Here is a 24,844-nt window from a genome sequence, read left to right as displayed (position 1 = left end):
GCTCCCGCGGCGTCGTCCGAACCTCGGTCCGGACGACGCCCGCTGCTGCCCCCGCCCTCAGGGCGGCGGGCCGGCCCTCGACCGCGCCGTGAGGGAGAGCGGACCCGCGGCGACGGCCGCCTCCGTTCTCGCGACGCCGCCGTCGACGTCGCAGAGGACGAGCTCGGCGCCGTTCGCGCGGGCCACGGCGGCGGCACGTCCGCACGGATCCCCGGCCAGCAGGCCGGAGGCGACGTCGGCCGCTGCCAGGGACGAGGCGTCCGCGGCGGCGACCGCTCGCTGGTGCCCGACGACTCCTGCGCAGCCGGCGAGCACGGCGGCCGTCACCAGGATCGTGCCCGCGACGACTCCGATCGCCACGACCGCGGCCGAGCCCTCCTCCCGGTCGCGGACAGCCCCGGGGAGTCGGCGGATCATCCGCCCCCGCCCAGCGCGCAGGACCGGACCGAGACCGGGAGCGACACCGCCGGGAGCGGGCGCAGCCGGGCCGCGACGTCGACGCAGACCAGTCCGTCCTGCTCCCCCGCCGTGAGCGACGCCCCCGTCACCCGGGCGAGCGGCGCGCGGGGGTCGTCGCCCCGGGCCGCGGACCGGGCCGCGTCGGCGGCCGCGTCGACGAGCCGGACGTGCTGCGCCGAGGCCGCCACCGACCCCAGGCACAGCGCCAGCACCGCGACCACCGCCGGGAGCACGAGCGCGAGCTCGGCAGTGGCCGAGCCCTCCTCCTGGACGAGCCGCCCGCGCAGCAGCGGAAGGCCTCTCATCCCGCCGCGGTGAGCGCGCGGGTCACCAGGTCGGTCAGGATGCTCCGCACCTCGTCGCCCTTGAGGATGACCACCAGCAGCCCGGCGAAACCGACCGCGGCCATCGTCGCGATCGCGTACTCCGCCGTCGCCGACCCCTCCTCGTCGCCCAGAGCGCCGAGACCTCCCCACCCGGGTCGGCGCCACTCGACGCGCCCCGCGGAGACGTCGATGCCCGTTCCTCCGCCGGACGCCGCACCTCCGCCGCTCCTCGAGCCCCGGCTCGTTCCGGGCACACCACTTCCCGCATCCCTGCTCCTACCGAGTCCTCGACTCCGGGAGACTCCCCCGCCGCTGATCGCCGTGTCACTTCTCATCCGTCCTGCTCCATTCCGCCCCGCTCCGTGCCCCTCCTCCGAGGATCGCTGACTCCCGATCCCACCGATCGACCCTCCGGCCGATCCGTGGAGACGCCTCCCGATCCCGCCCCTGTGGAGGAGCGGTCGACCGCGTCACGCCGCCACCGAGAACGTCGAGAGCAGCACCGAGACGACCATCGGAGCCACTCCGAGCAGCAGGAACGCCGGCAGCACGCAGATCCCGAGCGGCAGCATCAGGGTCACGCCGAGCCGAGCGGCTCGCTCCCGCGCCCCGGAGGACGCCCGTGCCCGGACCAGAGCCGCCTCGCTCCGGAGCAGGCGTCCGGCCGGCACGCCCGCCGCCGCGGAGAGGGCGAGCACCGGGTCCGCGTCGGAGAGCACGCGCTCGCCCGAGTCGAGCCCGCACTCGGCGAGCGCCGCCACGACCCGGGCGCGCGACGACTCGATCGAGCCGCCACCGGCCAGCGCCACCGAGAGGAGGTCGAGCGCGAGCCCGGGCGCCGGATCGGCCGGGGCCGCGCTTCGGACGAGGCGCCGCGTCCACGCGTGCGCGGCCGCCATCAACCCGGCTCCCCCGACCAGGCAGACCGCACCGGGCACCGTCCCGAGGAGCACGCCGACCACGTCGAAGCCCAGCAGTGCCCCCAGACCCAGCGCCGCCAGCGGCAGCGCGCTCACGACCCTCCCGGTGGCGGAGGGACCGGCCAGAGCCACCTCGATGTCCCGGCGGGCGCGCGCCAGCTCGCGCAGGGACTCCGCCAGCTCGCCGAGAGCGGCGGCGACCGGCGCGCCGGAGTCGGCGGCCACCCGCCACGCGGCGGCCAGCGCCGCCCACGCGGTCGCCTCACCGGTGTCCGGCGCTCGCCGTCGCGGCCGCTTCCGCTCCGAGCCGCTCCGCCGCGAAACCGGCGTCCCGCGCAGCAGCGCCTCCGTCACGTCGCCCCCGCGGCCGGCCTCCTCCGACACCGCCCGGAGCAGTCGCCGCCGCCGCGCGTCCCCGCTGTCCGCCCCCTCCGCCCCCGCGAGATGCCCGAGGGCCGACGCGGGAGCCACTCCCGCCGCGAGGAGGACGGCCAGTCGGTGCACGACGGCCGCGACCTCGTCCAGCCCGTCGCGGCCCGTCACGCGCTCGACCTCGAGGCGCTCGGGAGCGACCCGTCCTCGACCCTCAGGCGGCAGGCCGCGTCGAGCGCGAACGTCCCGAATGCCGCCAGCCGCCGCCGCCCGTCGCGGCGCTCGAGGTGGAGCACCAGGTCGATCGCGCTGACCGTCTGGCGGGCGATCGCCTCGGGCCCGAGTCCCGCGAGGACCCCGAGCGCCTCGAGACGCGCGGGCACGTCCTCGAGGGAGTTCGCGTGGAGGGTCCCCGCACCGCCGTCGTGCCCGGTGTTCAGCGCGGACAGCAGCTCGCGCAGCTCGACGCCGCGGCACTCGCCGAGGACCAGGCGGTCCGGACGCATCCGCAGCGCCTCCCGCACGAGCCGGTCCAGGCCCACGGCACCGGCGCCCTCGAGGTTGGGCTGCCGCGCCTCGAGCGAGACGACGTGCGGGTGCGCCGGCCGGAGCTCGCCGACGTCCTCGATGGCCACGATCCGCTCGGTCGGCGCCGCGCACCCGAGCAGGGCGCCGAGCAGGGTGGTCTTGCCTGATCCACCGGCTCCCGTGATCAGCAGGTTCCACCGCTCGCGGACCGCCCGGCGCAGAAGCCGCACTCCGTCGTCGTCCAGCATCCCGGCCGCCTGCAGCTCCCCGAGCGTCCAGGAGTCCGACCGCGGCACCCGCACCGACACGAGCGCTCCCCCGGTCGCCACCGGCGGCAGCACGACGTGCACGCGGACCCCGTGGCGGAGCCTGACGTCCACGCACGGGCTCGCCTCGTCGACGTGCCGTCCACCGGCCGCGACCAGCGCGACGGCCAGCCGCCGTGCTCCGGCGGCGTCGAGCGTCCACTCCGGAACCCGCTCCGCACCACCGCCCCGGTCGATCCAGAGGCCCGCGCCGCCGTTCACGAAGAGGTCGGTCACCGCGGGATCCGCGGCGTGCGGCGCGAGCAGCCCGAGACCGGCGGCGGCGGGCCGCACCGGCAGCGGGTCGCGGCGGTGCTCGGCGGGGACGAGGGGGACGAAGTCGCGGGTCATCCCGGCACGCTAGGAGCCCGTTCCGCGCGCCGGGGCGCTCCCTGCCCGATCGGAGGAGAGACGCCCGCGTCGGCGCCTGTGGAGGAACGACCCGGGCCGGACGCGCGCGCAGGGGCGGCCCGGAGCTCTCGGCAGGGAGCCGCTCCGAGGAGGGGCCCCACGGCGCAGAGAAGCCCAGTCGACGAGGAGACGTCCCGGCAACGCGGAAACGCCCCCGCGAGCAGGGCTCGAGCGGGGGCGTCCCTCCGCCGGATCCGGCGGGAAGAAGGGGGCGGCACCCATTGGGGGGAACAGGTGCCGCCTCGGCGGCGCTGGATTGGGGGGAATCACTTGCGCCGCTGGGCCGAAGTTCATTCGGCCGTATGCAACTGTAGGGGACGGATCGCGATTCGCCAAGCCCGGATCCTGTTCTCTGCGGACTCTTATCCGACACCCGCCCCGCACCCAGCTTGCGGCGCTCGGCGATCCCCGCTGGAGGCGGGCGCTACGGTGGTGCGACGCCGACCGCGCGGGCCGGCGAACGTCTCACTCGCGAAGGAGCGAATCGCAGATGTCCACTCCCCCCGACGCCCCGGCTGCCGACCGGAACGCCATCGACAACCTCCTCCACGAGACCCGCCGGTTCCCGCCGCCGGCCGATCTCGCCGCCGGAGCGGTCGCGACCGCCGCGCTCTACGACGAGGCCGCGGCCGACCGCCTCGCCTTCTGGGCCGACCGGAGCCGAGAGCTCCTGCACTGGCACCGACCGTTCACGCGCACCCTCGACTGGAGCGAGCCCCCGTTCGCGAAGTGGTTCGACGACGGTGAGCTGAACGTGGCCTACAACTGCCTCGACCGCCACGTCCTGGCCGGCCACGGCGACCGCGTCGCCCTGCACTGGGAGGGCGAGCCCGGCGACTCCCGCTCGATCACCTACGCCGAGCTCACCGCCGAGGTGAAGCGCGCCGCGAACCTGCTCACGAGCCTCGGCGTCCGCGCCGGCGACCGCGTCGCGATCTACCTGCCCATGATCCCCGAGGCGGTCATCGCGATGCTGGCCGTCGCCCGGCTGGGGGCGGTCCACTCCGTCGTCTTCGGCGGCTTCAGCGCCGAGAGCCTGCGCGCGCGCATCGACGACGCGGAGGCGACACTCGTCATCACCGCCGACGGCGGCTGGCGCAAGGGCGCCGTCTCGCCCCTGAAGCCGGCGGTCGACGCCGCGCTCGCCCTCGGCGGCGAGTCCAGCGTCCAGCACGTCCTGGTCGTGCGCCGCGGAGGCAACGAGGTCGCCTGGCACGAGGGGCGCGACCTCTGGTGGCACGAGGAGATCGTGGCGGTCGACGCCGACCACGTCGCGAAGCCGTTCCCCGCCGAGCAGCCCCTCTTCATCCTCTACACGAGCGGCACGACCGGGAAGCCCAAGGGCATCCTGCACACCAGCGGCGGATACCTCACCCAGGTCGCCTTCACGCACCGCGCGGTCTTCGACCTGCACCCCGAGTCGGACGTCTACTGGTCGACCGCGGACGTGGGCTGGATCACCGGGCACAGCTACGTCGTCTACGGCCCGCTCGCCAACGGCGCCACCCAGGTGATGTACGAGGGCACTCCCGACAGCCCGCATCCCGGCCGCTGGTGGGAGATCGTCGAGAAGCACGGCGTGACGATCCTCTACGCGGCTCCCACGGCGATCCGCTCCTTCATGAAGCTCGGCCGGCAGATCCCGCAGCGCTTCGACCTCTCGAGCCTGCGCCTGCTCGGATCGGTCGGCGAGCCGATCAACCCGGAGGCGTGGGTCTGGTACCGCGACGTCATCGGCGGCGGCCGCACCCCCATCGTCGACACGTGGTGGCAGACCGAGACCGGCGCGATGATGGTGTCCCCCCTGCCCGGGGTGACGACTCTCAAGCCCGGGTCCGCGCAGGTCGCTCTGCCGGGGATCTCGATCGACGTGGTCGACGACGCCGGGACGCCGGTCGGCGCCGACGAGGGCGGACTGCTCGTGATCACCGAGCCCTGGCCGGCGATGCTGCGCGGCATCTGGGGCGACCCGGAGCGCTACATCGAGACCTACTGGTCGAAGTTCGGCGACCGCTACTTCGCGGGTGACGGAGCGCGTCGCGACCAGGACGGCGACCTCTGGCTCCTGGGGCGCGTGGACGACGTGATGAACGTCTCCGGCCACCGCCTCTCGACCGCCGAGATCGAGTCGGCCCTCGTCTCCCACCCGGTCGTCGCCGAAGCGGCCGTCGTGGGAGCCGCGGACGAGACCACCGGCCAGGCCGTGGTCGCGTTCGTGATCGCGAAGGCGAGCCAGGCTGAGGCGCTGGCCCACGGACACGATGAGCTCGAGGCCACCCTGAAGGCGCACGTCGCCGAGCACATCGGCGCGATCGCCCGCCCGAAGCGGATCTTTGTGGTGCAGGAGCTGCCCAAGACCCGCTCGGGGAAGATCATGCGCCGGCTGCTGCGCGACGTTGCGGAGGGACGCGCCGTGGGCGACACGACGACGCTCGCGGACACGCAGGTCATGGCGGTGATCTCCTCCGCGATCGCCGCGGACTGACCGGGCGCCGCCCCCTCCCGCCGCGTGGGCCGGAGGGGGCGGTGCGTCAGTCGAAGGCGACGATCAGCTCGACCTCGACGGGAGCGCCGAGGGGCAGCTCCGCCACCCCGACGGCCGAGCGCGCGTGACGGCCGGGCTCGCCGAACACGTCGCCGAGCAGCTCCGAGGCGCCGTTGATCACGCCGGGCTGCCCGGTGAAGCCGGAGGCGGACGCGACGAAGCCGGTGAGCTTCACGATCCGCGTCACCCGGTCGAGCGATCCGATCGCGTCGGCGACGGCCGCGAGCGCGTTGAGGGCGCAGGTGCGGGCCAGCTCCTTCGCCTGCTCGGGCGACACCTCGTCGCCGACCTTGCCGACCAGCGGCAGAGCGCCGTCGACGAAGGGGATCTGCCCCGCCGTGTAGACGAGGCCGCCGTGCACGACGGCGGGGACGTAGGCGCCGGCGGGGACCGCGACCGCGGGCAGCTCGACGCCGAGCTCCGCGAGGCGCTCGGCGATCACGCGCCGGCCTCGGCGACGGGGCGCTTGAGGTACGCGACGAGGCCGCCCTCGGGACCGGTCACGATCTGGACCAGCTCCCAGCCCTCGGATCCCCAGGTGTTCAGGATCGCCGTGGTGTTGTGGATCATCAGCGGGGTGGTGATGTACTCCCAGCGCGGGACGGACATGGCTCTCCTCGGGTGCGGCCGGTGCGGGACGACTGCTGAGCGCCGCGCGTCGGCGGGATGAGCGCCGCGGCTCGTCCGAGCGCGGCGACTACGCTGATTCTATGTCGGGGCAGGGCGGGACCAGAGTCGTGAAGACCATCGGGGGCGCCGTCGGCGGTCTGATCGGCATCGTCGCCATGAGCGTCGTCGCGGGAGTTCTGGTGGCCGCCTCGGTGACGCCGGCGATCGCGCTGAGCGGCATGGCCGCCGGCAACACGGTGGAGATGTTCGACAACCTCCCCGAGTACCTCGAGATCGGCACGCTCGCCGAGAAGAGCGACGTGTACGCGAAGGACTCCTCCGGCGGCGACGTGCTGCTCGCCTCCTTCTACGCCCAGAACCGCGTCGAGGTGGGCTGGGACGAGATCTCGCCGTTCGTGAAGGACGCCGTGGTCGCCTCCGAGGACCCCCGCTTCTACGAGCACGGCGGCATCGATCTGCTCGGCACCGTCCGCGCGGCCGCGACGACGGCCATGGGCGGGGACGTCCAGGGCGGCTCCTCCATCACGCAGCAGTACGTCAAGAACGTGCTCGTGCAGAAGGCGGAGGCGCTCAGCGATCCGATCGAGCGCGACGCGGCCTACCGCGAGGCCACGGAGACCACTCCGGAGCGCAAGGTCGCCGAGATGCGCCTCGCCATCGGGCTCGAGAAGGAGTACCCGAAGAACGACATCCTGCTGGGCTACCTCAACATCGCCCTGTTCGGCGGCACCGTCTACGGCGTCGAGGCGGCCGCCCGCTACTACTTCGGAGTGAGCGCGAAGGACCTCTCGCTCGCGCAGTCCGCCGCGCTCGTCGCGATCGTGAACAACCCCGAGAAGTTCCGCTTCGACCGGCCCGGCGACCCGGCGAACCCCGCCGCGGAGGGCTACCCGCAGACCCGGGACCGGCGCGACTACATCGTCACCCGCATGGACCTCGAGTCGAAGGTGACGTCCGAGCAGGCGCAGGCGGCCGTCGCCGAGCCCGTGACGCCGAACATCACCGAGCCGAGCACCGGCTGCCAGACGGCCGGAGTCGCGGCCTTCTTCTGCGACTACGTCACCTGGGTCATCAAGAACGACGACGCGTTCGGTGCGAGCCAGGACGAGCGCGACGCCACCTTCAAGCGCGGCGGCTACCGGATCTACACGACCCTCGACTCCGACCTGCAGCAGGCCGCCGTCTCGGCCACCGACGACTGGGTGCCCAAGTCGATGGCGAACGTGAACATCGGCAGCGCGAGCGTCTCGGTCGAGGTCGGCACCGGCCGCATCCTCGCGATGACCCAGAACAAGGACTACTCCAACGATCCGGACCTGACGGGCCCCAACTACACGAGCGTCAACTACAACACCGACTTCGGGTACGGCGGCTCCTCGGGATTCCAGGTCGGCTCGACCTACAAGGTGTTCACCCTCGCGGAGTGGCTGCAGGAGGGGCACTCGCTCGGCGAGAGCGTCGACGGCACCCGCCGCGCCTACACGACCTTCCGTGACAGCTGCGAGCCCGACGGCGTCTACTACGGCGAGTCCTGGAACCCCGGGAACGACGAGGGCGGCAACGGAGGAGTGACCACGGCCCTGCAGGCCACGACCGGCTCGATCAACACCTCGTTCGCCGCCATGGCCCAGCAGCTGGACCTCTGCGGCATCCGCAACACGGCGCTGGCGATGGGCGTGCACCGTGCCGACGGGACCGAGCTGCAGAAGCTCGCGCCGACCATCCTCGGCACCAACGAGATCGCTCCGCTCACGATGGCCACGGCCTTCGCCGGCTTCGCGAACAAGGGCACCGTCTGCACGCCCATCGCGATCGACCGGATCGTCGACCGCACGGGCGCGGACGTCGCGCCGCCCGCCTCCGAGTGCAGCCAGGGGATGTCCGAGGAGGTTGCCGCGACCGCCGGCTACGCCCTGCAGCAAGTGGTGACGGGCGGCACCGGCGCCCCCTCCAACCCCCGCACCGGGGTGCCGCACATCGGCAAGACCGGCACCACGGACGACGCGCTGCACACGTGGATGGTCGGCGCGAGCACCGAGGTCGCCACCGCCACCTGGGTCGGCAACGTGACCGGCTTCACCTCCATGCGCGGATTCAGTCTCAACCGGGTGAACGCCGGTCAGGTGCGCCACCAGATCTGGCCGCGCATCATGCGCGTCGCCGACGCGAAGTACGGTGGGACGGCGTTCCCGGCTCCCGTCCGCTCGCTCCTCGACGCTCCGCAGGAGGCCGTGCCCCAGGTCACCGGCCAGAGCCCCTCTGCGGCGGCCGCACGCCTGCGCTCCGTCGGCTTCACGGTCCGCGTCGACACTTCTCCGGTCCCCTCCGACCGCCCGGCAGGGACGGTCGCGCAGACGAACCCGCCCGCCGGGTCGCGCGTCTCCCGGGGCGCGGAGATCACCCTGCAGATCAGCGCCGGACCGGGCGCCCCGCCCCGCGCGGGCTGAGCCCCTGCACCCCCGGCTGCTCCCGAGGGAGCGTCCGGCAGAATGAACGCGGCCGCGCTCGCGGCCGACGTGCGAGAGAAGGACCCATGACCGGACGCACCCGTCGCCCCCTCACCACCGCCCTCGCGACCGTCGCCGCGGCCGGAGCCGTCGCCGCGGCCTGGGGCATCGGCGTCGAGCGGACGCTGTTCACCGTCCGGCGCACGTCGTTCCCGGTGCTGCCCGCCGGTTCCGAGCCGATCCGCGTCCTGCACGTGTCGGACCTGCACATGGCCCCGTGGCAGACGAAGAAGCAGGAGTGGATCCGCTCGCTCCTCGCCCTGGCGCCCGACGTCGTGGTCGACACCGGCGACAACCTCGGCCACCGCGACGGCGTGCTCGGCATCCGCCGGGCCCTGGAGCCCTTCGCCGCGATCCCCGGCGCCTTCGTCAACGGATCCAACGACTACTTCGGCCCTCGGATCAAGAACCCGCTCCGCTACTTCGTCGGCCCCTCCAAGAACCCCAAGCAGCACGAGGCCGATCTCGAGACCGACGGGCTGACCGGCTTCTTCTCGGACGGGCTCGGCTGGGTGGACCTCAACAACCGCGCCGAGAGCATCACGGTGAAGGGGACGCGCATCGAGTTCTTCGGCGTCGACGACCCGCACATCGGCCTCGACCGCATCGACCTCGTCGCCGGAGCCGTGGACGAGCTGCGCGGCGCGGAGGACGGACCGGCCGGGGTCAGCATCGGCGTGGCGCACGCGCCCTACCAGCGCATCCTCGACGACTTCGTCGCCCGCGGCGCCGAGGTGATCCTCGCCGGGCACACGCACGGCGGGCAGGTCTGCGTCCCGGGCTTCGGCGCCCTCGTCACCAACTGCGACATCCCGCGCGACAAGGTCGCCGGCTCGACGACGTGGGACAACGGACTGCGCAGCTCGTACCTCAACGTGTCCGCCGGAGTCGGCACCTCGATCTACGCACCGGTGCGCTTCGCCTGCCGGCCCGAGGTGACCCTCGTCACGCTCACTCCGGCGGCCTGACGAGGGGTGTCCGACGGCGGTCCGGAAATCGGCTACTATTGTCGAGGCTCGTGAGCGGTTCTCCGTGATGAGCACACCGGGGTGTGGCGCAGCTTGGTAGCGCGCCTCGTTCGGGACGAGGAGGTCGTGGGTTCGAATCCCGCTACCCCGACCGGTGAGAAGCCCGGCCAGGATCGATGATCCGGCCGGGCTTCGTCGTTCCCGGGGCGTTCTCGGAATTCTGCTGTGGCGGGGCTCGCCCGCAGGCGGAGGCTCGCCCGGGCCGGAGCCCGGTCGACGACGGAGCCGGCGCGATCACCGCCCCGCGCTCTCCGGCTCGAGCACCCCTGTCGGCGTCCCGAGCGTCCTGCGCACGGGCGTGCCTCCAGCCCACTCCCCCGCGCCTCCCGGCCCGATCCCAGCAGCCGGGAGCGAGACTGTTCTTCCGCCGTCGTCGCCGCCCCCGCCCGACGACCGACGAGAGGAGCACCGTGACCCGGTCGCTCACCCGCCTCACCCTCGCCATCGGCGTGCCCTACGTGGTCGCTCTCGCAGCGATCGCCTTCTGGCCGACGCCCGTCGATGCGGGAGTGCGGGGGGATCTCGGCCGGGTGACCTCCTGGTTCGCCCGGCACGGCCTCCCGATGGTCGACTACGCGTTCATCGAGTCGACTGCCAACATCGCCCTGTTCGTGCCCCTGGGGCTGCTCCTGGCCCTCAACCTGCGGCTCCGGAGGGCGTGGGTCGCCGTCGCCGTCGGCGCCGTCGTGAGCTCGCTCATCGAGGCGGGCCAGCTGCTCTTCCTCTCGGCGCGCTTCGCCACCGTCGACGACGTCGTGATGAACACCTCCGGCGCCCTCCTCGGCGCGGTCGCCGGCGTACTGCTCCGGATGGTCGTCCGCGCACGACGACGCCGGAGGGCGGCGGAGTGGGACGACGCCTTCGCGCACATCCCCCTCCGCGGCACCTCCGGCGTCGTGGCGGACCAGCCGAGCCGCGTCCGCTGAGACGACGGCTCTGCCGCGTCAGCGGCCGAGGCCGCGGTACTCCCAGCCGGCCGCACGCCAGGCGGCGGGGTCGAGGCAGTTGCGACCGTCGACGAGGAAGGTGTTGGCCACCTTCGCCGCCGTGGCCGCGGGGTCGAGGGCGCGGAACTGCTTCCACTCCGTCACGACGACCACGGCGTCGGCACCGGCCAGCGCCTCGTCGACGTCGGTCGTATAGGTGATCTCGGGGTAGCGGCGGCGCGAGTTCTCGATCGCCTCGGGGTCGGTCGCGACCACGGTCGCACCGAGGTCGTGCAGGCGGGCGGCGACGTCGAGCGACGGCGAGTCGCGGATGTCGTCCGACTCCGGCTTGAACGCCAGACCGAGCACCGCGATGCGGCGGCCCGCGACGGAGCCGCCCAGGCCCTCGGTGACGAGGTCGACGACGCGCTGGCGGCGACGCAGGTTGATCGCGTCGACCTCCTTGAGGAAGGCCACGGACTCGCCGACGCCGAGCTCGTCGGCGCGGGCCGAGAAGGCGCGGATGTCCTTCGGGAGGCAGCCGCCTCCGAAGCCGATGCCCGCGTTCAGGAAGCGGCGGCCGATCCGCACGTCGTAGCCGATCGCGTCGGCGAGCTGCGTGACGTCCGCGCCGGTGACCTCCGCGATCTCGGCGATCGCGTTGATGAACGAGATCTTGGTCGCGAGGAAGGCGTTGGCCGAGACCTTCACCAGCTCGGCGGTGGCGTAGTCGGTGACCACGAGCGGGGTCTCGGCCGCGAGCGCCGTCGCGTAGACCTCGTCGAGGGTCGCCTTCGCCGCTGCTCCGGCCTCGCCCGCGGGCACGCCGTAGACGAGCCGGTCGGGGCTGATCGTGTCCTTGACCGCGAAGCCCTCGCGGAGGAACTCGGGGTTCCAGGCGAGGGTCGCACCGGAGGAGGCGATGCGGTCGGCCAGGCGGGCGGCGGTGCCGACGGGGACGGTCGACTTGCCGACGACGAGGGAGTCCTCCTCGAGGTAGGGCAGGAGACCGTCGATCGCCGAGTCGACGTAGGTCATGTCCGCGGCGTTCTCGCCCGGCTTCTGCGGGGTGCCGACGGCGACGAAGTGCACGGCCGCACCGGCGGCGTCGGCCATGTCGGTCGAGAAGCGCAGACGCCCGGAGGCGACGCCGGAGGACAGCAGCTCCGGGAGGCCGGGCTCGAAGAACGGCGCGGTGCCGGCGGCCAGGGCGTCGATCTTCTTCTGGTCGACGTCGATGCCGATGACGTCGTGGCCGAGCTCGGCCATGGCGGCAGCGTGGACGGCACCGAGGTAGCCGCAGCCGATGACAGAAAGCTTCACAGGGGTTCTCCGAATCGTGGCGGGTTCGTGTCGCGGTCGCGACGGTGAGGAGGAGCGATGCGATGCGGCGAGGCGTCAGCGCGCCCGCGGACGCGCGACTACCGCCGCGCCAATGCTCTCAGATCGCGGGAGACGTCGGCGACAGCCGCCGCGATCTGCGCCGCCACGCGCTCGTGCACGGCCTCGCTGCGGCCGATCGGGTCCTCGATGTCGTCGCCGCCCTCGCCCCGCGGGGCGCGCCCGCGGTGGGCGGCGGCGAGCCGCACGACGGCGCGGAGCCGCGCGGCGGGGTCCTCGACCGTCGGCAGCGGCACCTCCCGCAGCACGAACGGCAGCACGCGGGCGAACTCGAGCAGCGTGAAGCCGCGGAGGAGGAGCGACGGGAAGCGCCGGGAGGCGTCGACCAGGTGGTCGCGCGTCATCGTGAGCAGGAGGTCGGCGTCGCCCACGATCGCGTCGCCGAGCACCGCGCTCGTGTGCGCGGCCGGGTCTCCCCCGTGCTGAGCCGAGAAGCGGGCCGAGACCGGGTCCATCGGCAGTCCGTCGCGCGTCCTCACTCCGGCGCTCGTGAACGCGAAGAGCGGACCTCCCGCGGGTGATGTCGCGTCGGCGAGTGCGGCGCGCAGCAGCTGCTCCGCCATCGGCGACCGGCAGATGTTGCCGGTGCAGACCGAGAGCACGGTGAAGACGGGGGCGGCGGAGGCGGCGACCGGTTCGTCCGGTCGCCAGCTCCGGCGGGCGGGGCGGGCGGAGTCGTCTCCCGGGAAGATCATCGCGGGGCGCTCAGGCCGAGGTCGACGCGGGCTCGGGCTCGACGGCCGTGTCCGGGCGGGCACCCGATCGCTCGGAGCCGTAGTAGCTCGTGTAGTAGTAGCCGTAGCCCCGGCCGACCTGGCCGCGCGCGGGCACGCGGTTGAGGATCACGCCGAGGGTGTGGCCGCTGACCCGCTCGAGGTTCTGGATCGCCTTGCCCAGCTCGTCGGTCGTCGTCCTGCCCGCGGAGATGACCACGAGCGCGCCGTCGGTGCGGGCGGTGAGGATGGCGCCGTCCGTGACGGGCAGGAGCGGCGGCGCATCGACGAGCACGATGGCCTCGCGAGCGATCTCGTGCAGGAGGATGTCCATGCCGTTGGAGCCGAGCAGCTCGGACGGGTTCGGCGGGATCGACCCGGCTCCGAGCACCCAGAGGTTGCCGGACGGGCCCCACGGCTGCAGGACGTCCTGCAGTTCCGCCTTGCCGATCAGCAGGTCGGTCAGGCCGACGCCGGGAACGAGGCCGAACGACTTGGCGACGGTGGGCTTGCGGAGGTCGCCATCGACGACGACGGTCCGCTGGCCGGAGGCGGCGAGCGTCACCGCGAGGTTCGCGGTCACCGTCGACTTGCCGTCCGAGGGCAGCGGGCTCGTCACGACGATGATGCGCGGCGGGCTGTCGATGTTCATGAACTGCAGGTTCGTGCGGAGCTCGCGCAGCGCCTCGGCGAGTGCGTGCTTGCCGTCGGCCTTGATGTAGTCGGTCGTGTCGGCCTCGGGGACGATGCGGTTGGTCTCGCTGAGGCGCTTGTCGACGGGGAGGGTGCCGACCACGGGGAGGTCGAACAGGCGCTCGACCATCTCGGCGGTGCGGATGCGCCGGTCCAACGTGTTGCGGACGAACGCGTAGACGAGACCGAGGACGAGGCCCGCGAGCGCGCCGACCGCGAGGACGAGGCGCAGGTTCGGGAACGCCGGCGAGGACGGGAGCGCCGCGGCCTGCAGAACGGTGAGGGAGACCGTGTCGCCGACGCCCGTCTCCTGGTTGACCTGCTGCACCTTGGTGGCGATGGCCGCGACCCAGGCGTCGGCGAGCTTCTGCGCGCCCTCGGGGGTGGAGGCGGTGGCGCTGACCTTCATCACCGGGGCGACCGTGTCGGCCTGCACCGTGATCGCCGAGATCAGCGTGGCGGGCGAGACGTCGAGGCCGAGGCTGTCGATCGCGATCTGCGCCACGTCGCGCGAGGTGGCGATCGGGACGTACGTGGCGAGGCTCGACTTGGCGACGGACTGCGCGATCTGCTGCGTGTAGATCGCCTGGCTGTCGTCGGCACCGGTGGTGGCGACGGAGACCAGGCCCTGCGAGTCGGCGACGTACCGCGGCTTCTGCGTCAGCGACCAGCCGAAGGCGACGAGAGTGCCGAGGAGGATCGCCGCGACGATCGGGATCCAGTGGTCGCGCAGCAGCCGGAGGACGTCTCGAAGTTCCACAGAGTCAGATTTCCTTCGCTGGTACGGATCACGCGGCGGGCGCCGGCGACGGGTTCTTCCGAATTCTGACACAGCGCTTCCGCGCCCTCGGCGCCAGGCGCGTCAACCGTGCCACCCGTCGGGGGTGGGCTGCGGCGGAGTCCCTCTCGTGATCACTCCGCGGCCCTCGAGCTCGACGACCGCCGACTCGACGACCGCCTCCGCATCGACGCCGGCGGGCGGCGGGCCCGCCTCCTCGAGCACCGCGGCGACGAGACCGGGCAGATCGGAGCCCCGGCCGGCGTGGCGCCAGATCGTCGGGCCGATGCCGGACAGTCGCACGAGGGTGCCGCCGCAGAACACGAGCAGCTGGCCGTCGGCGAGCTCCACCGCGTCGTCCGCAGGGGTGCGCAGGACGGTGCCGGGCAGGGCCTCGCCCACAGGGTCGAGCTGCACGGAGACCACCTCGGACCAGGCGGACGGGGCCTCGGCGCCGAGGGACGCGAAGACCTCCTCGACCAGGTGCACCACGCTCGCGGCCTCGGAGTAGACCAGTCGCCGGACGCCGCCCAGCGCCGAGAGGGTGCGGACGAGATCGGCGATCGGCCGCGGTCGGGCCGAGAGGTACGAGGTCTGCGGCACCAGATCCTCGATCGCGTCGACCGGGTCGACGTGCTCGAGGAAGGGCGTCCCGACGCCGTCGCGGCGCTCGAGCAGGAGGACGCCCGCCAGACGCAGGGGCGCCTCCGGGACCGGTCGGAGGGCGAGCGACCCGGGGGCCAGCTGCGCCTTCGGCGCCGATCCGGTCAGCGGCTTCACCGACAGCGGCTTGGGATAGGGCAGGACGCGCCCCTCCGGGGTCACGCCGACCGTCTCGTCGGTGACGTAGCCGAAGCGGGACCCGAGCGTCCGGGCGATGGTGGTCTTGCCGGTCCCGGAGGCGGCGACGAAGGCCAGCACGCGGCCGGACTCGTCGGAGATCCCGCAGGCGTGGAGCATCAGCAGGTCGGCGCGCCGGGCGCCGATCGCCTCGAGGGTCAGGGTCGAGGTCAGGGACTCCTCGAGCTGCGCGAGCGTGGCGCTCGAGACCCGGGGCGAGCCGTCGACCGGGACGGAGGGATCGTGCCCCACCTCGGCGAGGACGTCGCGTGCTCCCGCGTCGGGCTCGGACGCGCAGGCGGCCCAGCTGTCGGCGATCCGCGCCGCGTCCTCGTCGCCGACGCCGCGTCCGAAGACCACGCGGAACGGGGTCTCGAGGACCGAGACGGACAGGGTGCGGGGCTCGGCGCCCCTCCCCCCGGCGATCAGTACGCCCCGTCGCGGGCGAGGACGGCGCGCGCGGTCTTGAAGAGGATGACGATGTCGCCGGTCATCGACCAGTTCTCGACGTAGTACAGGTCGAGGCGGACGGTGTCCTCCCACGAGAGGTTCGAGCGTCCGCTGACCTGCCAGAGCCCGGTGATGCCCGGCTTCATCAGGAAGCGGCGGTGCACGTGCTCCTCGTACTGCTCGACCTCGCGGGCCAGCGGCGGGCGGGGGCCGATCAGGGACATGTCGCCGCGGAAGACGTTCAGGAACTGGGGCAGCTCGTCGAGGCTGAAGCGCCGGAGGATCGCGCCCACCCGGGTGACGCGCGGGTCCTTCGCCATCTTGAAGAGGATCGAGTTCCCCTCCGCACGCTGCTGCGACGCGAGAGCCGCCAGTCGCGCCTCCGCGTCGACGACCATCGAGCGGAACTTCAGCATCTCGAAGGTCGCGCCGTTCAGGCCGATGCGCTCCTGCCGGAAGAGCACGGGCCCGGGGCTGGTGACCTTGACCAGCACGGCGACGACGACGAGCACCGGCGCGCTGAGGATGATCAGCATGGTCGACGCCAGGATGTCGAAGAGGCGCTTGGCGAACCGCTGGCGGCCGTCGAAGCGCGGGGTCTCGACGTGGATCAGCGGAAGGCCCGCGACGGGGCGGGTGTGGATGCGCGGACCGCCGATGTCGGTGAGGCTCGGCGCCACGACGAGGTGCTCGCGCCCGGGCTCGAGCGTCCAGCTCAGCTCGCGGATCCGCTGCGGCGCCAGCTCGTCGGAGCTCGTGACGACCACCGTGTCGGCACCGGTGGCGTCCATCACGGCGCGGACGCCGTCGATCCCGGTGAACCCGTGGACCGCGAGGCCCGAGAGCTCCTGCTCGCTCCGCAGCGCGTCCGCACCGCCGACCGAGGTCGAGACGGCGCCGACGAGCTTGTAGCCGGCCTCGGTGCCGCGACGCAGCTCGCGCGCGGTGTGCAGGACGCTCGCGCGGGAGCCGAGGAGCACGACCTGGCTCGAGAAGCGGCCCGCCCGGCGCTGCCGGGTGAGCCAGGAGCGCCAGACCAGGCGGCCGACGCAGATCAGCACGATCCCGGCGGGGAACGCCGTGATGATGTAGCCGCGCGCGAGCAGGATCTGGAGCAGGTAGGCGATGATCGCGACGATGCCGAAGAGCCAGATGGAGGCGTCGACGACGCGGCGGTACTCGACGTAGCCGGTGCCGACGATCCGGCGGTCGCGCGTGTCGAAGACCTGGAGGGCAAGGAGCCAGCCGACCGACAGGGCGAAGGACACCCAGGTGTAGCTGACCGCGATGTCGGCGGGGTTCTTGAACCCCAGATCCGAGTTCAGGTTCAGGTCGAACCAGAAGAGCTGCGTGCCGAAGACGGAGAGGACGATCGCGACGACGTCCGTGATGAGCAGCCGTCGCCGGTAGTCCTGCTCCCACGACGGCCGACGCCTCAGCGGTGCCCCTTGCGCCGTCATCGTTTCCCCCGACCTTTCCTGCTGCTTCGAAAGGCGTAATTCCGTTTCCGGTGTTGTCACGTCGTCAGGCTACCCACTTCCTCGTTTCGGAGGGGTGTCGCACCGGTGAGGAACGCTCGACCGGTCAGCCGCGGAGCCGGCCGCGGCTCTCCTGGAGGTAGCACGCGCCGCACAGCGACTCGTAGGTGACCGCCGTTCCGTCGATCGCGACCTGATCGCCGTCGAACACGAAGCGGCCGTCCACGACGCGCCCGTTGAAGATCGCTTTGCGCCCGCACCGGCAGATCGTCTTCAGCTCCTCGAGGCTGTGGGCGATCTCCAGGAGCCGCCTGCTTCCCGGGAACGCGGCGGTGCGGAAGTCCGTGCGGATGCCGTACGCCAGGACGGGCACGTTCTCGAGGATGGCGATCCGGAGCAGATCGTCGACGTGCGACTCCGGCAGGAACTGCGCCTCGTCGACGAGCAGAGCACTCACGTCGCGCTTCGACTCGGCCAGCACGCGGGCCCGGGCGGCGGTGAAGACGGCCACCGGGTCCCCGTCGGGCTCGAACAGGATGTCCACCGGACGGGTCACGCCGAGCCGCGACACGATCAGCTCCTCGCCCTTCGTGTCGACGGCCGGCTTGGCCAGCAGCACCCGGTGCCCGCGCTCCTCGTAGTTGTGCGCGGCCTGCAGGAGCGACGTGCTCTTCCCGCTGTTCATCGCTCCGTAGCGGAAGTACAGCTTGGCCATCAGGTCTCCTCGGGGCGGGTCCGGAGGCGGGGCCCCCGGGGTGAGCAGGGGCCGGTCACGGGAGGAACCCGTCCTCGCCGGCGCGGCGGATCAGATCGGCCCGGCGGCTCGCGGGCCTGCCGACGGCGACGTACTTGCGGCGCACGCGCTGCAGGTAGGTCTTCGCGGTCTCGAACTGCACGTTCATCTTGGCGGCGACCTCAGGGGTGCTCGATCCGGACGCGTAGAGGCGCAGCGCCTCCAGCTCGCCGGCGCTGAGCCGCGGGCGCTGCTGCGCCGCGACCCCGGACGGCAGGGGCCGCCACTGCGCGGACGAGACGTCGGCCGAGCGCATCTCGAGAGCGGCGCGGGTCTGCTCCATCACCTCAGCGAGCGGGCGCGACTTCGCCAGGTGCCGCACGGCTCCGGCCTTCAGAGCGCGCTCGCGGACCTCGTCGTCCTCGCTCGCGGAGAGCGCCACGACCGCGGCTCCCGCCGCCCGGCAGGTCCGGATCCGCGCCTCGATCGAGATCGGCTCGCGCAGCTCGACGTCCATCACGACCGCCTGGGTGGGGAAGACATCGCTCGTCACCAGGTCGTGCCAGGTGGAGGCGGCCACGACGACATCGAAGTCCGGGGCGTGGGTGCGGATCCACGCGCTCGTCGCCGCGAGCAGGTCCTCGCGCGGGTCGAGCAGGCCGAGCCGGACCGCACGGGGTGGCGCGTCGCGGGCGCTCCGGGCGGAGGAGCCCGAGGGCTCACCGGAGCGGGTGACCATGCGGACGATCCTAGCCGCGGCCGGGCCCGCCCCCGGCTCAGAACAGCGTCGGCTGCCCGACGCCGGGCAGGATCGCGGCGCGCTCCGGCCCGAGCTCCCCGACCAGCAGCCCGTCGTGCTGGAGGGAGCGCCGCTCGCCGCCGAGGGTCCGCAGCGTTCCGAGCGAACCGAGGGCGGAGGACTTGACGGAGCCGGTGGCCGGGTCCTCCTCGCCGCGCTCGAGCCCGTGCGCGCGCATCAGCGGGCGGATGCGCGCCGAGAGCCAGCGCCGGTACTCGAGAGGCGCGTAGGCGTCGCGGCCCGGGTAGAGCGCTCGGTACTTGTCGACCAGCTCGGGGTGCTCCTGCCCGAGCCACTGCAGGAACCACTCCTTCACCCCGGGCTTGAGGTAGAGGGTCGAGTACATGATCGTGCTGGCGCCCGCCTCGCGGCAGGCCCGGAGCGACTCGTCGAGGTGCGCCCGGGTGTCGGTGAGGAACGGCAGGATCGGCATCAGGAACACCGAGCAGTCGAAGCCGGCCTCCCGTGCCGCGGTGACCGTCGCCAGCCTGGCCGCCGCGGTCGGCGCACCCGGCTCGACGGAGCGCTGGAGGCCCTCGTCGTAGACGGCGATCGACACTCCGAGGTCGACCGGGACGTGCTCGGCGGCCTCGCGGAGCAGCGGCAGGTCTCGCCGCAGCAGCGAGCCCTTCGTGAGGATCGAGATCGGGGTGCCCGAGGCGGCGAGCGCGGCGATGATGCCCGGCATCAGCCGGTAGCGGCCCTCGGCGCGCTGGTACGGATCGGTGTTGGTGCCGAGTGCCACGGGGTGCCGCTCCCAGCTCGGCTTCGCGAGCTCCCGGGTGAGGACCTCGGCGACGTTCACCTTCACGACGATCTGCGAGTCGAAGTCGCGGCCGCCGTCGAACTCGAGGTACTCGTGCGTGGGCCGGGCGAAGCAGTAGGTGCAGGCGTGGGTGCAGCCGCGCATCGGGTTGATGCTCCAGCCGAACGGCATCTTCGAGGAGGTGTGCACGCGGTTGAGCGCCGACTTCGCGAGCACCTCGTAGAAGGTGATGCCCTCGAACTCCGGCGTGCGCACCGTCCGCACCAGGTCGGTGAGCTTGACGAGCCCGGGCAGCTCGGCCTTGTCGGCCGTGCCGATCGACTGCCCGCTCCACCTCATGGAGCCATTAGAACATACGTTCGAGCTGGTCGCAGCCGATCAGACCGAGGCGGACAGCTCCAGCGTCTCGGCGGTCGCGGTGACCGTCTGCTCGGCCTTCTCGGGCGCGTCGTTGAGTGTCGAGCCGTAGCTCGGCACCAGCGCGCGGATCCGCGGCTCCCAGGCCTTCATCCGGTCGGGGAAGCACTTCTGCACGATGTCGAGCATGATCGGCACGGCGGTCGAGGCTCCGGGCGAGGCGCCGAGCAGGCCGGCGATCGTGCCGTCCCCTCCGGTGATGACCTCGGTGCCGAACTGCAGCACGCCGCCCTTCTTCTCGTCCTTCTTCATCACCTGGACGCGCTGGCCGGCGGTGATCAGGTACCAGTCCTCGTCGCGGGCGGTGGGCAGGAACTCGCGCAGGGCCTTCATCTTCTTGCCACGGCCGGCGAGCACCTCGCCGATCAGGTACTTCATCAGGTCGAGGTTGTCGCGGGCGACCGCGAGCATCGGGCCGATGTTGTGCGGCCGGATCGACAGGGGCAGGTCGAGCCACGAGCCCCGCTTCAGGAACTTGGGCGTGAAGCCCGCGTAGGGGCCGAAGAGGAGGGACGACTCGCCGTCGACGACGCGCGCATCGAGGTGCGGCACCGACATCGGGGGCGCGCCGACCGCGGCCTTGCCGTAGACCTTCGCCTTGTGCCGGGCGACCAGCTCGGGGTTGTCGGTGCGGAGGAACTGGCCCGAGATCGGGAAGCCTCCGAAGCCCTTGATCTCGGGGATGCCCGACTTCTGCAGGAGGTGCAGCGCACCGCCGCCGGCGCCGACGAAGACGAAGCGGGCGGTCACCGACTGGGGCGTGCCTCCGACGACCTGCTTGAGGTCGAGGCGCCAGGTGCCGTCCTTCTGCCGGGTGATGTCGGTGACCTCGCGGCCGGTGTCGAGCGTGCCGCCGTGGGCGACGACGTGGTCGAACAGCTGGTGGGTCAGCGAGCCGAAGTCGACGTCGGTGCCGGCCGGCATGCGCGTCGCCGCATAGGGGCCGCCTCCGGCGGGACGCTGCTCCATCAGCAGGGGCGCCCACTCGTGGATGGTCTTGACGCTCTCGGTGAACTCGATGCCGGCGAACAGCGGCTGGTCCTTGAGTGCCTCGTAGCGCTTCCGGAGGTACTCGACGTTGGCCTCGCCGTGCACGAAGGTCATGTGCGGCGCCGGGTTGATGAAGCTGGAGGGCTCGCGGATGTCGCCCGACTCCACCAGGCTCGACCAGAACTGGCGCGAGATCTGGAACTGCTCGTTGATCTGGATCGCCTTGGCCGGGTCGACGGAGCCGTCGGCCGCCTCGGGCATGTAGTTCAGCTCGCAGAGGGCCGCGTGACCGGTGCCCGCGTTGTTCCACGGGTTCGACGACTCCTGCGCCACGTCGCCGAGGCGCTCGTAGGCGGCGATCGTCCAGTCGGGCTGCAGCTGGGTGATGAGGGCGCCGAGCGTGGCGCTCATGATGCCCCCACCGATGAGGGCGACGTCGACCGGTTCCGAGGAGTTCACGAGAGTCGAGTTTACGCTCGCCCGCGGACGCCGCGGCGGGGAGGGGCCCCGCTCCCCCATCAAATTCGCGGCTTTTCCACCCGGAAGGGGCCGGAGCGCTCGGCGCCGGCCCCGTCCACGCCGGTCAGGAGACGGGCTGCTTCGCCGCGATGAGCTCGGCGATCTGCACGGCGTTCAGGGCCGCGCCCTTGCGGAGGTTGTCGTTGCTGATGAAGAGCGCGAGGCCGCGTCCCTCCGGGGCGCCCTCGTCGGCGCGGATGCGGCCGACGAAGCTCGGGTCCTTGCCCGCCGCCTCCAGCGGAGTCGGCACCTCGCGCAGCACGACGCCGGGCGCGTCGGCCAGCAGCTCGCGAGCACGCTCGGGGCTGAGGGCGGAGGCGAACTCGGCGTTGACGGAGAGCGAGTGGCCGGTGAACACGGGGACGCGCACGCAGGTGCCCGAGACCAGCAGCTCCGGGAGCTCGAGGATGCGGCGGCTCTCGTTGCGGAGCTTCTTCTCCTCGTCGGTCTCGTTCGAGCCGTCCTCGACCAGGCTCCCCGCGAAGGGGATGACGTCGAAGGCGATCGGGGCGACGTACTTGTCCGGCGCGGGGAAGTCGACCGCCGAGCCGTCGTGCACCAGGTCGAGCAGGTGCTCGTCGGCGACGGCGGCGCGGACCTGGCCGGCCAGCTCGTTCGCTCCGGCCAGTCCGCTGCCGGACACGGCCTGGTAGGTGCTGACGATCAGGCGCGTGAGCCCCGCCTCGCGGTCGAGGACCTTGAGGATCGGCATCGCGGCCATCGTGGTGCAGTTGGGGTTGGCGATGATGCCCTTGACCGCCTGGTCGATGGCGTGGGGGTTCACCTCGCTGACGACCAGCGGGACCTCGGGGTCCATCCGCCAGGCGCTGGAGTTGTCGATCACGGTGACGCCGGCCGCGGCGAAGCGGGGCGCCTGCGCGCGCGAGCCCGTGGCTCCGGCCGAGAACAGGGCGATGTCGAGCCCCGACGGATCGGCGGTCTCCACGTCCTCGACCACGACGTCCTCGCCGCGGAACGGCAGCGTCGTGCCCGCCGAGCGGGCGGTGGCGAAGAAGCGGATGGACGCGATCGGGAAGTCGCGCTCCTCGAGGAGGCGGCGCATCACCTTCCCGACCTGGCCGGTCGCGCCGACGACGCCCACGTGGAGGGGGGTGCTGCTCATGCTGTGCTCTTTCGTCCGTGCGGCGCGCGGGCCGCTCGTGGCGGGGGGATCGAGGGAGAGGGTACCGGTCGCTCCGGCCGCTCGGGAGGAACGGCCGGATCGCGAGGGTGTCCGGCCGTCAGCGGCCGGTGCCGGCGTAGACGACGGCCTCGTCCTCGGCGTCGAGCCCGAAGGCGGTGTGCACGACGCGCAGAGCCTCGTTCACGGTGTCGGCGCGGGTGACGACCGAGATGCGGATCTCGCTCGTGGAGATCATCTCGATGTTGATCCCGGCCTCGTAGAGGGAGCGGAACAGCTTCGCGGAGACACCGGCGTTGGTGCGCATCCCGGCGCCCACGAGCGCGAGCTTGGCGATCTGGTCGTCGTACTGCAGGGACTCGAAGCCGACCTCGTCCTTCTCGGCGTTGAGAGCCATGAGGACCGTCTGGCCGTCGGCCTTGGGCAGGGTGAACGAGATGTCGGTGCGGGCGGTGGCCGCAGCCGACACGTTCTGCACGATCATGTCGATGTTGGAGCCGGTCTTGGCCACGATCGTGAAGATCTGCGCGGCCTTGCCCGGGATGTCGGGGACTCCGACGACGGTGATCTTCGCCTCGTTCAGGTCGGCGGCGACTCCGGCGATGATGGGCTCTTCCACGGCTTGTCCGTTCTGCTCGGCGCCGGCGGTCTCGGCGTTGTAGACGATGGTGCCCTCGTTGGGGCTGAAGGAGGAGCGCACGTGGAGCGTGACTCCGTGGCGGCGGGCGAACTCGACGGCGCGGATGTGCAGCACCTTCGCTCCCGCGGCGGCCAGCTCGAGCATCTCCTCGCTGGTGATGCGGTCGAGCTTGCGGGCCTTCTTGACGACCCGCGGGTCGGCGGTGAAGACGCCGTCGACGTCGGTGTAGATCTCGCAGGTGTCGGCGCCGAGTCCCGCGGCGAGCGCGACGGCGGTGGTGTCCGAGCCGCCGCGGCCGAGGGTGGTGATGTCCTTCGTGTCGCGGTTGAAGCCCTGGAAGCCCGCGACGATGACGACGGCGTTCTCGTCGAGCGCCTCGCGGAGGCGGACCGGGGTGATGTCGACGATGCGGGCGGCGCCGTGCTGCGCGTCCGTGATCATGCCGGCCTGGCTGCCGGTGAAGGAGCGGGCGTCGAAGCCCATGCTCTTGATCGCCATCGCCAGCAGCGCCATCGAGATGCGCTCGCCCGAGGAGAGCAGCATGTCGAGCTCGCGGGGGGCGGGGATGGGCGTGACCTGGTGGGCGAGCTCGAGCAGGTCGTCGGTGGTGTCGCCCATGGCCGAGACGGCGACGACCACGTCGTTGCCCGCCTGCTTGGTGGCGACGATCCGCTTCGCGACCCGCTTGATGCTCTCCGCGTCGGCGACGGAGGACCCGCCGAACTTCTGGACGATCAGGCTCACGTGCTGCTCCCGTGTCGGTGGCTGGACCGCCGTCGCGACCCGACGGGCGAGTCTACCGGTCGACCGCATGCCGGAGCGGTCATGCGACTCCGGCGGCCGCGTCAGTTCTCGACGAGCCGGCGGCCCTCGAAGGCGCGGCCGAGGGTGATCTCGTCGGCGTACTCGAGGTCTCCGCCGACGGGCAGCCCGGAGGCCAGGCGGGTGATGCGGATGCCGAGGGTGCTGAGCATGCGCGAGAGGTAGGTCGCCGTCGCCTCGCCCTCGAGGTTCGGGTCGGTCGCGATGATGACCTCCTGCACCTCGCCGTCCGCGAGCCGCTGCAGCAGCTGGCGGATGCGGAGCTGATCCGGGCCGATGCCGTCGATCGGGCTGATCGCGCCTCCGAGCACGTGGTAGAGCCCGCGGAACTCGCGGGTGCGCTCGATCGCCGGGACGTCCTTCGCCTCCTCCACGACGCAGATGACGGCGCGGCTGCGGCGCGGATCGCGGCAGATCCCGCAGGTCGCCTCCTCCGCCACGTTCCCGCAGATGTCGCAGAAGTGCACACGGCCGCGCAGCTCGAGCAGGATCTCGGCGAGCCGGGTGACGTCGAACGTCTCGGTCTGCAGGATGTGGAACGCGATGCGCTGGGCGGACTTCGGGCCGATGCCGGGGAGCCGGCCGAGCTCGTCGATCAGCTCCTGGACGATGCCTTCGTACATGCGGTCGCCTCCTCTCGGGTGGGGCGGACGGCGAGCGCGTCGATCCCGGCGACCGCGAGCAGGGCGAGGTGCGCGGGAGTGAGG

The 24,844-nt window shown here is 72.5% G+C and carries 23 protein-coding genes and 1 tRNA gene; 5 read left to right on the top strand and 19 right to left on the bottom strand.

Going from position 1 to position 24,844, the window contains the following annotated elements:
- Nucleotides 1–57: 57 nt before the first annotated feature.
- From C5C54_RS08935 to C5C54_RS08915, 5 genes are all read right to left on the bottom strand, one after another.
- A complete protein-coding gene (locus C5C54_RS08935) occupies nt 58–417 on the bottom strand; it encodes an Rv3654c family TadE-like protein (RefSeq protein WP_104222195.1) in 360 nt (119 codons plus the stop codon).
- On the bottom strand, nt 414–764 hold the full coding sequence (locus C5C54_RS08930; protein ID WP_104288186.1) for a TadE family type IV pilus minor pilin: 351 nt from the start codon (nt 762–764) through the stop codon (nt 414–416). Before C5C54_RS08930 ends, C5C54_RS08935 begins: the two co-directional genes overlap by 4 nt.
- A complete protein-coding gene (locus C5C54_RS08925; protein ID WP_244229600.1) occupies nt 761–1,039 on the bottom strand; it encodes a DUF4244 domain-containing protein in 279 nt (92 codons plus the stop codon). The genes C5C54_RS08930 and C5C54_RS08925 overlap by 4 nt, the downstream gene beginning before the upstream one ends.
- Before the next feature lie 216 nt (nt 1,040–1,255).
- Complete coding sequence (locus C5C54_RS08920) at nt 1,256–2,248, bottom strand: type II secretion system F family protein (RefSeq protein WP_104227249.1); 993 nt, start codon at nt 2,246–2,248, stop codon at nt 1,256–1,258.
- Nucleotides 2,245–3,261, bottom strand: a complete 1,017-nt coding sequence (locus C5C54_RS08915) for a TadA family conjugal transfer-associated ATPase (RefSeq protein ID WP_104288185.1) — start codon at nt 3,259–3,261, stop codon at nt 2,245–2,247. Before C5C54_RS08915 ends, C5C54_RS08920 begins: the two co-directional genes overlap by 4 nt.
- Before the next feature lie 550 nt (nt 3,262–3,811).
- Between C5C54_RS08915 and acs the strand changes: the two genes are divergently transcribed.
- Entirely contained in the window at nt 3,812–5,806 is a 1,995-nt protein-coding gene (gene acs / locus C5C54_RS08910) for an acetate--CoA ligase (RefSeq protein WP_104288184.1), read from the top strand.
- A 46-nt stretch (nt 5,807–5,852) separates the two neighbouring features.
- Here the strand turns inward: acs and C5C54_RS08905 are convergent, their stop codons facing one another.
- The gene (locus C5C54_RS08905) at nt 5,853–6,308 is read right to left on the bottom strand and encodes a RidA family protein (protein ID WP_219812178.1); all 456 of its coding nucleotides are present in this window, start codon (nt 6,306–6,308) and stop codon (nt 5,853–5,855) included.
- Nucleotides 6,305–6,475 (bottom strand): hypothetical protein, encoded by a 171-nt coding sequence (locus tag C5C54_RS17930; RefSeq protein WP_164861113.1) that lies wholly within the window; start codon nt 6,473–6,475, stop codon nt 6,305–6,307. The genes C5C54_RS08905 and C5C54_RS17930 overlap by 4 nt, the downstream gene beginning before the upstream one ends.
- Before the next feature lie 101 nt (nt 6,476–6,576).
- On the opposite strand from C5C54_RS17930, the gene C5C54_RS08900 reads away from it, so the two are divergent.
- The 4 genes from C5C54_RS08900 to C5C54_RS18315 all read left to right on the top strand — a co-directional run bounded on the left by C5C54_RS08900 (nt 6,577) and on the right by C5C54_RS18315 (nt 10,957).
- Entirely contained in the window at nt 6,577–8,943 is a 2,367-nt protein-coding gene (locus C5C54_RS08900) for a transglycosylase domain-containing protein (protein WP_104268854.1), read from the top strand.
- 86 nt (nt 8,944–9,029) lie between these two features.
- Entirely contained in the window at nt 9,030–9,971 is a 942-nt protein-coding gene (locus tag C5C54_RS08895; protein WP_104288183.1) for a metallophosphoesterase, read from the top strand.
- A 77-nt stretch (nt 9,972–10,048) separates the two neighbouring features.
- Nucleotides 10,049–10,122, top strand: a tRNA-Pro gene (locus C5C54_RS08890).
- Between the two features lie 319 nt (nt 10,123–10,441).
- Complete coding sequence (locus C5C54_RS18315) at nt 10,442–10,957, top strand: VanZ family protein (protein WP_244229599.1); 516 nt, start codon at nt 10,442–10,444, stop codon at nt 10,955–10,957.
- A gap of 18 nt (nt 10,958–10,975) precedes the next feature.
- Here C5C54_RS18315 and C5C54_RS08880 read toward each other — a convergent pair whose 3' ends face one another.
- From C5C54_RS08880 to recR, 12 genes are all read right to left on the bottom strand, one after another.
- Nucleotides 10,976–12,280 carry a UDP-glucose/GDP-mannose dehydrogenase family protein gene (locus tag C5C54_RS08880; protein ID WP_104288182.1) on the bottom strand — a complete coding sequence of 435 codons (1,305 nt, stop codon included), beginning with the start codon at nt 12,278–12,280 and terminating at the stop codon, nt 10,976–10,978.
- A 98-nt stretch (nt 12,281–12,378) separates the two neighbouring features.
- Nucleotides 12,379–13,053 (bottom strand): low molecular weight phosphatase family protein, encoded by a 675-nt coding sequence (locus C5C54_RS08875; protein ID WP_104227254.1) that lies wholly within the window; start codon nt 13,051–13,053, stop codon nt 12,379–12,381.
- A 10-nt stretch (nt 13,054–13,063) separates the two neighbouring features.
- A complete protein-coding gene (locus C5C54_RS08870; RefSeq protein WP_181127754.1) occupies nt 13,064–14,524 on the bottom strand; it encodes a polysaccharide biosynthesis tyrosine autokinase in 1,461 nt (486 codons plus the stop codon).
- Between the two features lie 102 nt (nt 14,525–14,626).
- The gene (locus C5C54_RS08865; protein ID WP_104267502.1) at nt 14,627–15,742 is read right to left on the bottom strand and encodes a hypothetical protein; all 1,116 of its coding nucleotides are present in this window, start codon (nt 15,740–15,742) and stop codon (nt 14,627–14,629) included.
- Between the two features lie 65 nt (nt 15,743–15,807).
- Nucleotides 15,808–17,292: a sugar transferase gene (locus C5C54_RS08860; protein WP_104288181.1), complete on the bottom strand. Its 1,485-nt coding sequence runs from the start codon at nt 17,290–17,292 to the stop codon at nt 15,808–15,810.
- Nucleotides 17,293–17,416: 124 nt separating this feature from the next.
- Nucleotides 17,417–18,025: a thymidine kinase gene (locus C5C54_RS08855; RefSeq protein ID WP_104227256.1), complete on the bottom strand. Its 609-nt coding sequence runs from the start codon at nt 18,023–18,025 to the stop codon at nt 17,417–17,419.
- Between the two features lie 55 nt (nt 18,026–18,080).
- Complete coding sequence (locus C5C54_RS08850) at nt 18,081–18,782, bottom strand: LuxR C-terminal-related transcriptional regulator (RefSeq protein WP_146078814.1); 702 nt, start codon at nt 18,780–18,782, stop codon at nt 18,081–18,083.
- Between the two features lie 37 nt (nt 18,783–18,819).
- Nucleotides 18,820–19,947 carry an Rv2578c family radical SAM protein gene (locus C5C54_RS08845; RefSeq protein ID WP_104288180.1) on the bottom strand — a complete coding sequence of 376 codons (1,128 nt, stop codon included), beginning with the start codon at nt 19,945–19,947 and terminating at the stop codon, nt 18,820–18,822.
- Between the two features lie 39 nt (nt 19,948–19,986).
- Nucleotides 19,987–21,534 carry a malate:quinone oxidoreductase gene (locus C5C54_RS08840; RefSeq protein WP_104288179.1) on the bottom strand — a complete coding sequence of 516 codons (1,548 nt, stop codon included), beginning with the start codon at nt 21,532–21,534 and terminating at the stop codon, nt 19,987–19,989.
- Nucleotides 21,535–21,598: 64 nt separating this feature from the next.
- Nucleotides 21,599–22,657, bottom strand: coding sequence for an aspartate-semialdehyde dehydrogenase (locus tag C5C54_RS08835; protein ID WP_104227259.1), 1,059 nt, complete (start codon nt 22,655–22,657; stop codon nt 21,599–21,601).
- Between the two features lie 118 nt (nt 22,658–22,775).
- Nucleotides 22,776–24,059: an aspartate kinase gene (locus C5C54_RS08830; protein ID WP_104288178.1), complete on the bottom strand. Its 1,284-nt coding sequence runs from the start codon at nt 24,057–24,059 to the stop codon at nt 22,776–22,778.
- A 101-nt stretch (nt 24,060–24,160) separates the two neighbouring features.
- Nucleotides 24,161–24,760: a recombination mediator RecR gene (recR, locus tag C5C54_RS08825; RefSeq protein ID WP_104222157.1), complete on the bottom strand. Its 600-nt coding sequence runs from the start codon at nt 24,758–24,760 to the stop codon at nt 24,161–24,163.
- Nucleotides 24,761–24,844 lie beyond the last annotated feature (84 nt).

The sequence above is a fragment of the Rathayibacter sp. AY1F2 genome (assembly GCF_002930885.1).
Taxonomy (GTDB): domain Bacteria; phylum Actinomycetota; class Actinomycetes; order Actinomycetales; family Microbacteriaceae; genus Rathayibacter.
The sequence above is the reverse complement of the archived record's forward strand: the minus strand, read 5'-3'. Positions and strand labels throughout refer to the sequence as shown.

What these genes read in the sequence shown, in the direction of transcription:
- C5C54_RS08935 (WP_104222195.1), bottom strand. Translation starts at nt 417, where the DNA reads ATGATCCGCCGACTCCCCGGGGCTGTCCGCGACCGGGAGGAGGGCTCG.
- C5C54_RS08930 (WP_104288186.1), bottom strand. Translation starts at nt 764, where the DNA reads ATGAGAGGCCTTCCGCTGCTGCGCGGGCGGCTCGTCCAGGAGGAGGGC.
- C5C54_RS08915 (WP_104288185.1), bottom strand. Translation starts at nt 3,261, where the DNA reads ATGACCCGCGACTTCGTCCCCCTCGTCCCCGCCGAGCACCGCCGCGAC.
- acs (WP_104288184.1), top strand. Translation starts at nt 3,812, where the DNA reads ATGTCCACTCCCCCCGACGCCCCGGCTGCCGACCGGAACGCCATCGAC.
- C5C54_RS17930 (WP_164861113.1), bottom strand. Translation starts at nt 6,475, where the DNA reads ATGTCCGTCCCGCGCTGGGAGTACATCACCACCCCGCTGATGATCCAC.
- C5C54_RS08900 (WP_104268854.1), top strand. Translation starts at nt 6,577, where the DNA reads ATGTCGGGGCAGGGCGGGACCAGAGTCGTGAAGACCATCGGGGGCGCC.
- C5C54_RS08895 (WP_104288183.1), top strand. Translation starts at nt 9,030, where the DNA reads ATGACCGGACGCACCCGTCGCCCCCTCACCACCGCCCTCGCGACCGTC.
- C5C54_RS08875 (WP_104227254.1), bottom strand. Translation starts at nt 13,053, where the DNA reads ATGATCTTCCCGGGAGACGACTCCGCCCGCCCCGCCCGCCGGAGCTGG.
- C5C54_RS08860 (WP_104288181.1), bottom strand. Translation starts at nt 17,292, where the DNA reads ATGACGGCGCAAGGGGCACCGCTGAGGCGTCGGCCGTCGTGGGAGCAG.
- C5C54_RS08855 (WP_104227256.1), bottom strand. Translation starts at nt 18,025, where the DNA reads ATGGCCAAGCTGTACTTCCGCTACGGAGCGATGAACAGCGGGAAGAGC.
- C5C54_RS08850 (WP_146078814.1), bottom strand. Translation starts at nt 18,782, where the DNA reads ATGGTCACCCGCTCCGGTGAGCCCTCGGGCTCCTCCGCCCGGAGCGCC.
- C5C54_RS08845 (WP_104288180.1), bottom strand. Translation starts at nt 19,947, where the DNA reads ATGAGGTGGAGCGGGCAGTCGATCGGCACGGCCGACAAGGCCGAGCTG.
- C5C54_RS08840 (WP_104288179.1), bottom strand. Translation starts at nt 21,534, where the DNA reads ATGGGGGAGCGGGGCCCCTCCCCGCCGCGGCGTCCGCGGGCGAGCGTA.
- C5C54_RS08835 (WP_104227259.1), bottom strand. Translation starts at nt 22,657, where the DNA reads ATGAGCAGCACCCCCCTCCACGTGGGCGTCGTCGGCGCGACCGGCCAG.
- recR (WP_104222157.1), bottom strand. Translation starts at nt 24,760, where the DNA reads ATGTACGAAGGCATCGTCCAGGAGCTGATCGACGAGCTCGGCCGGCTC.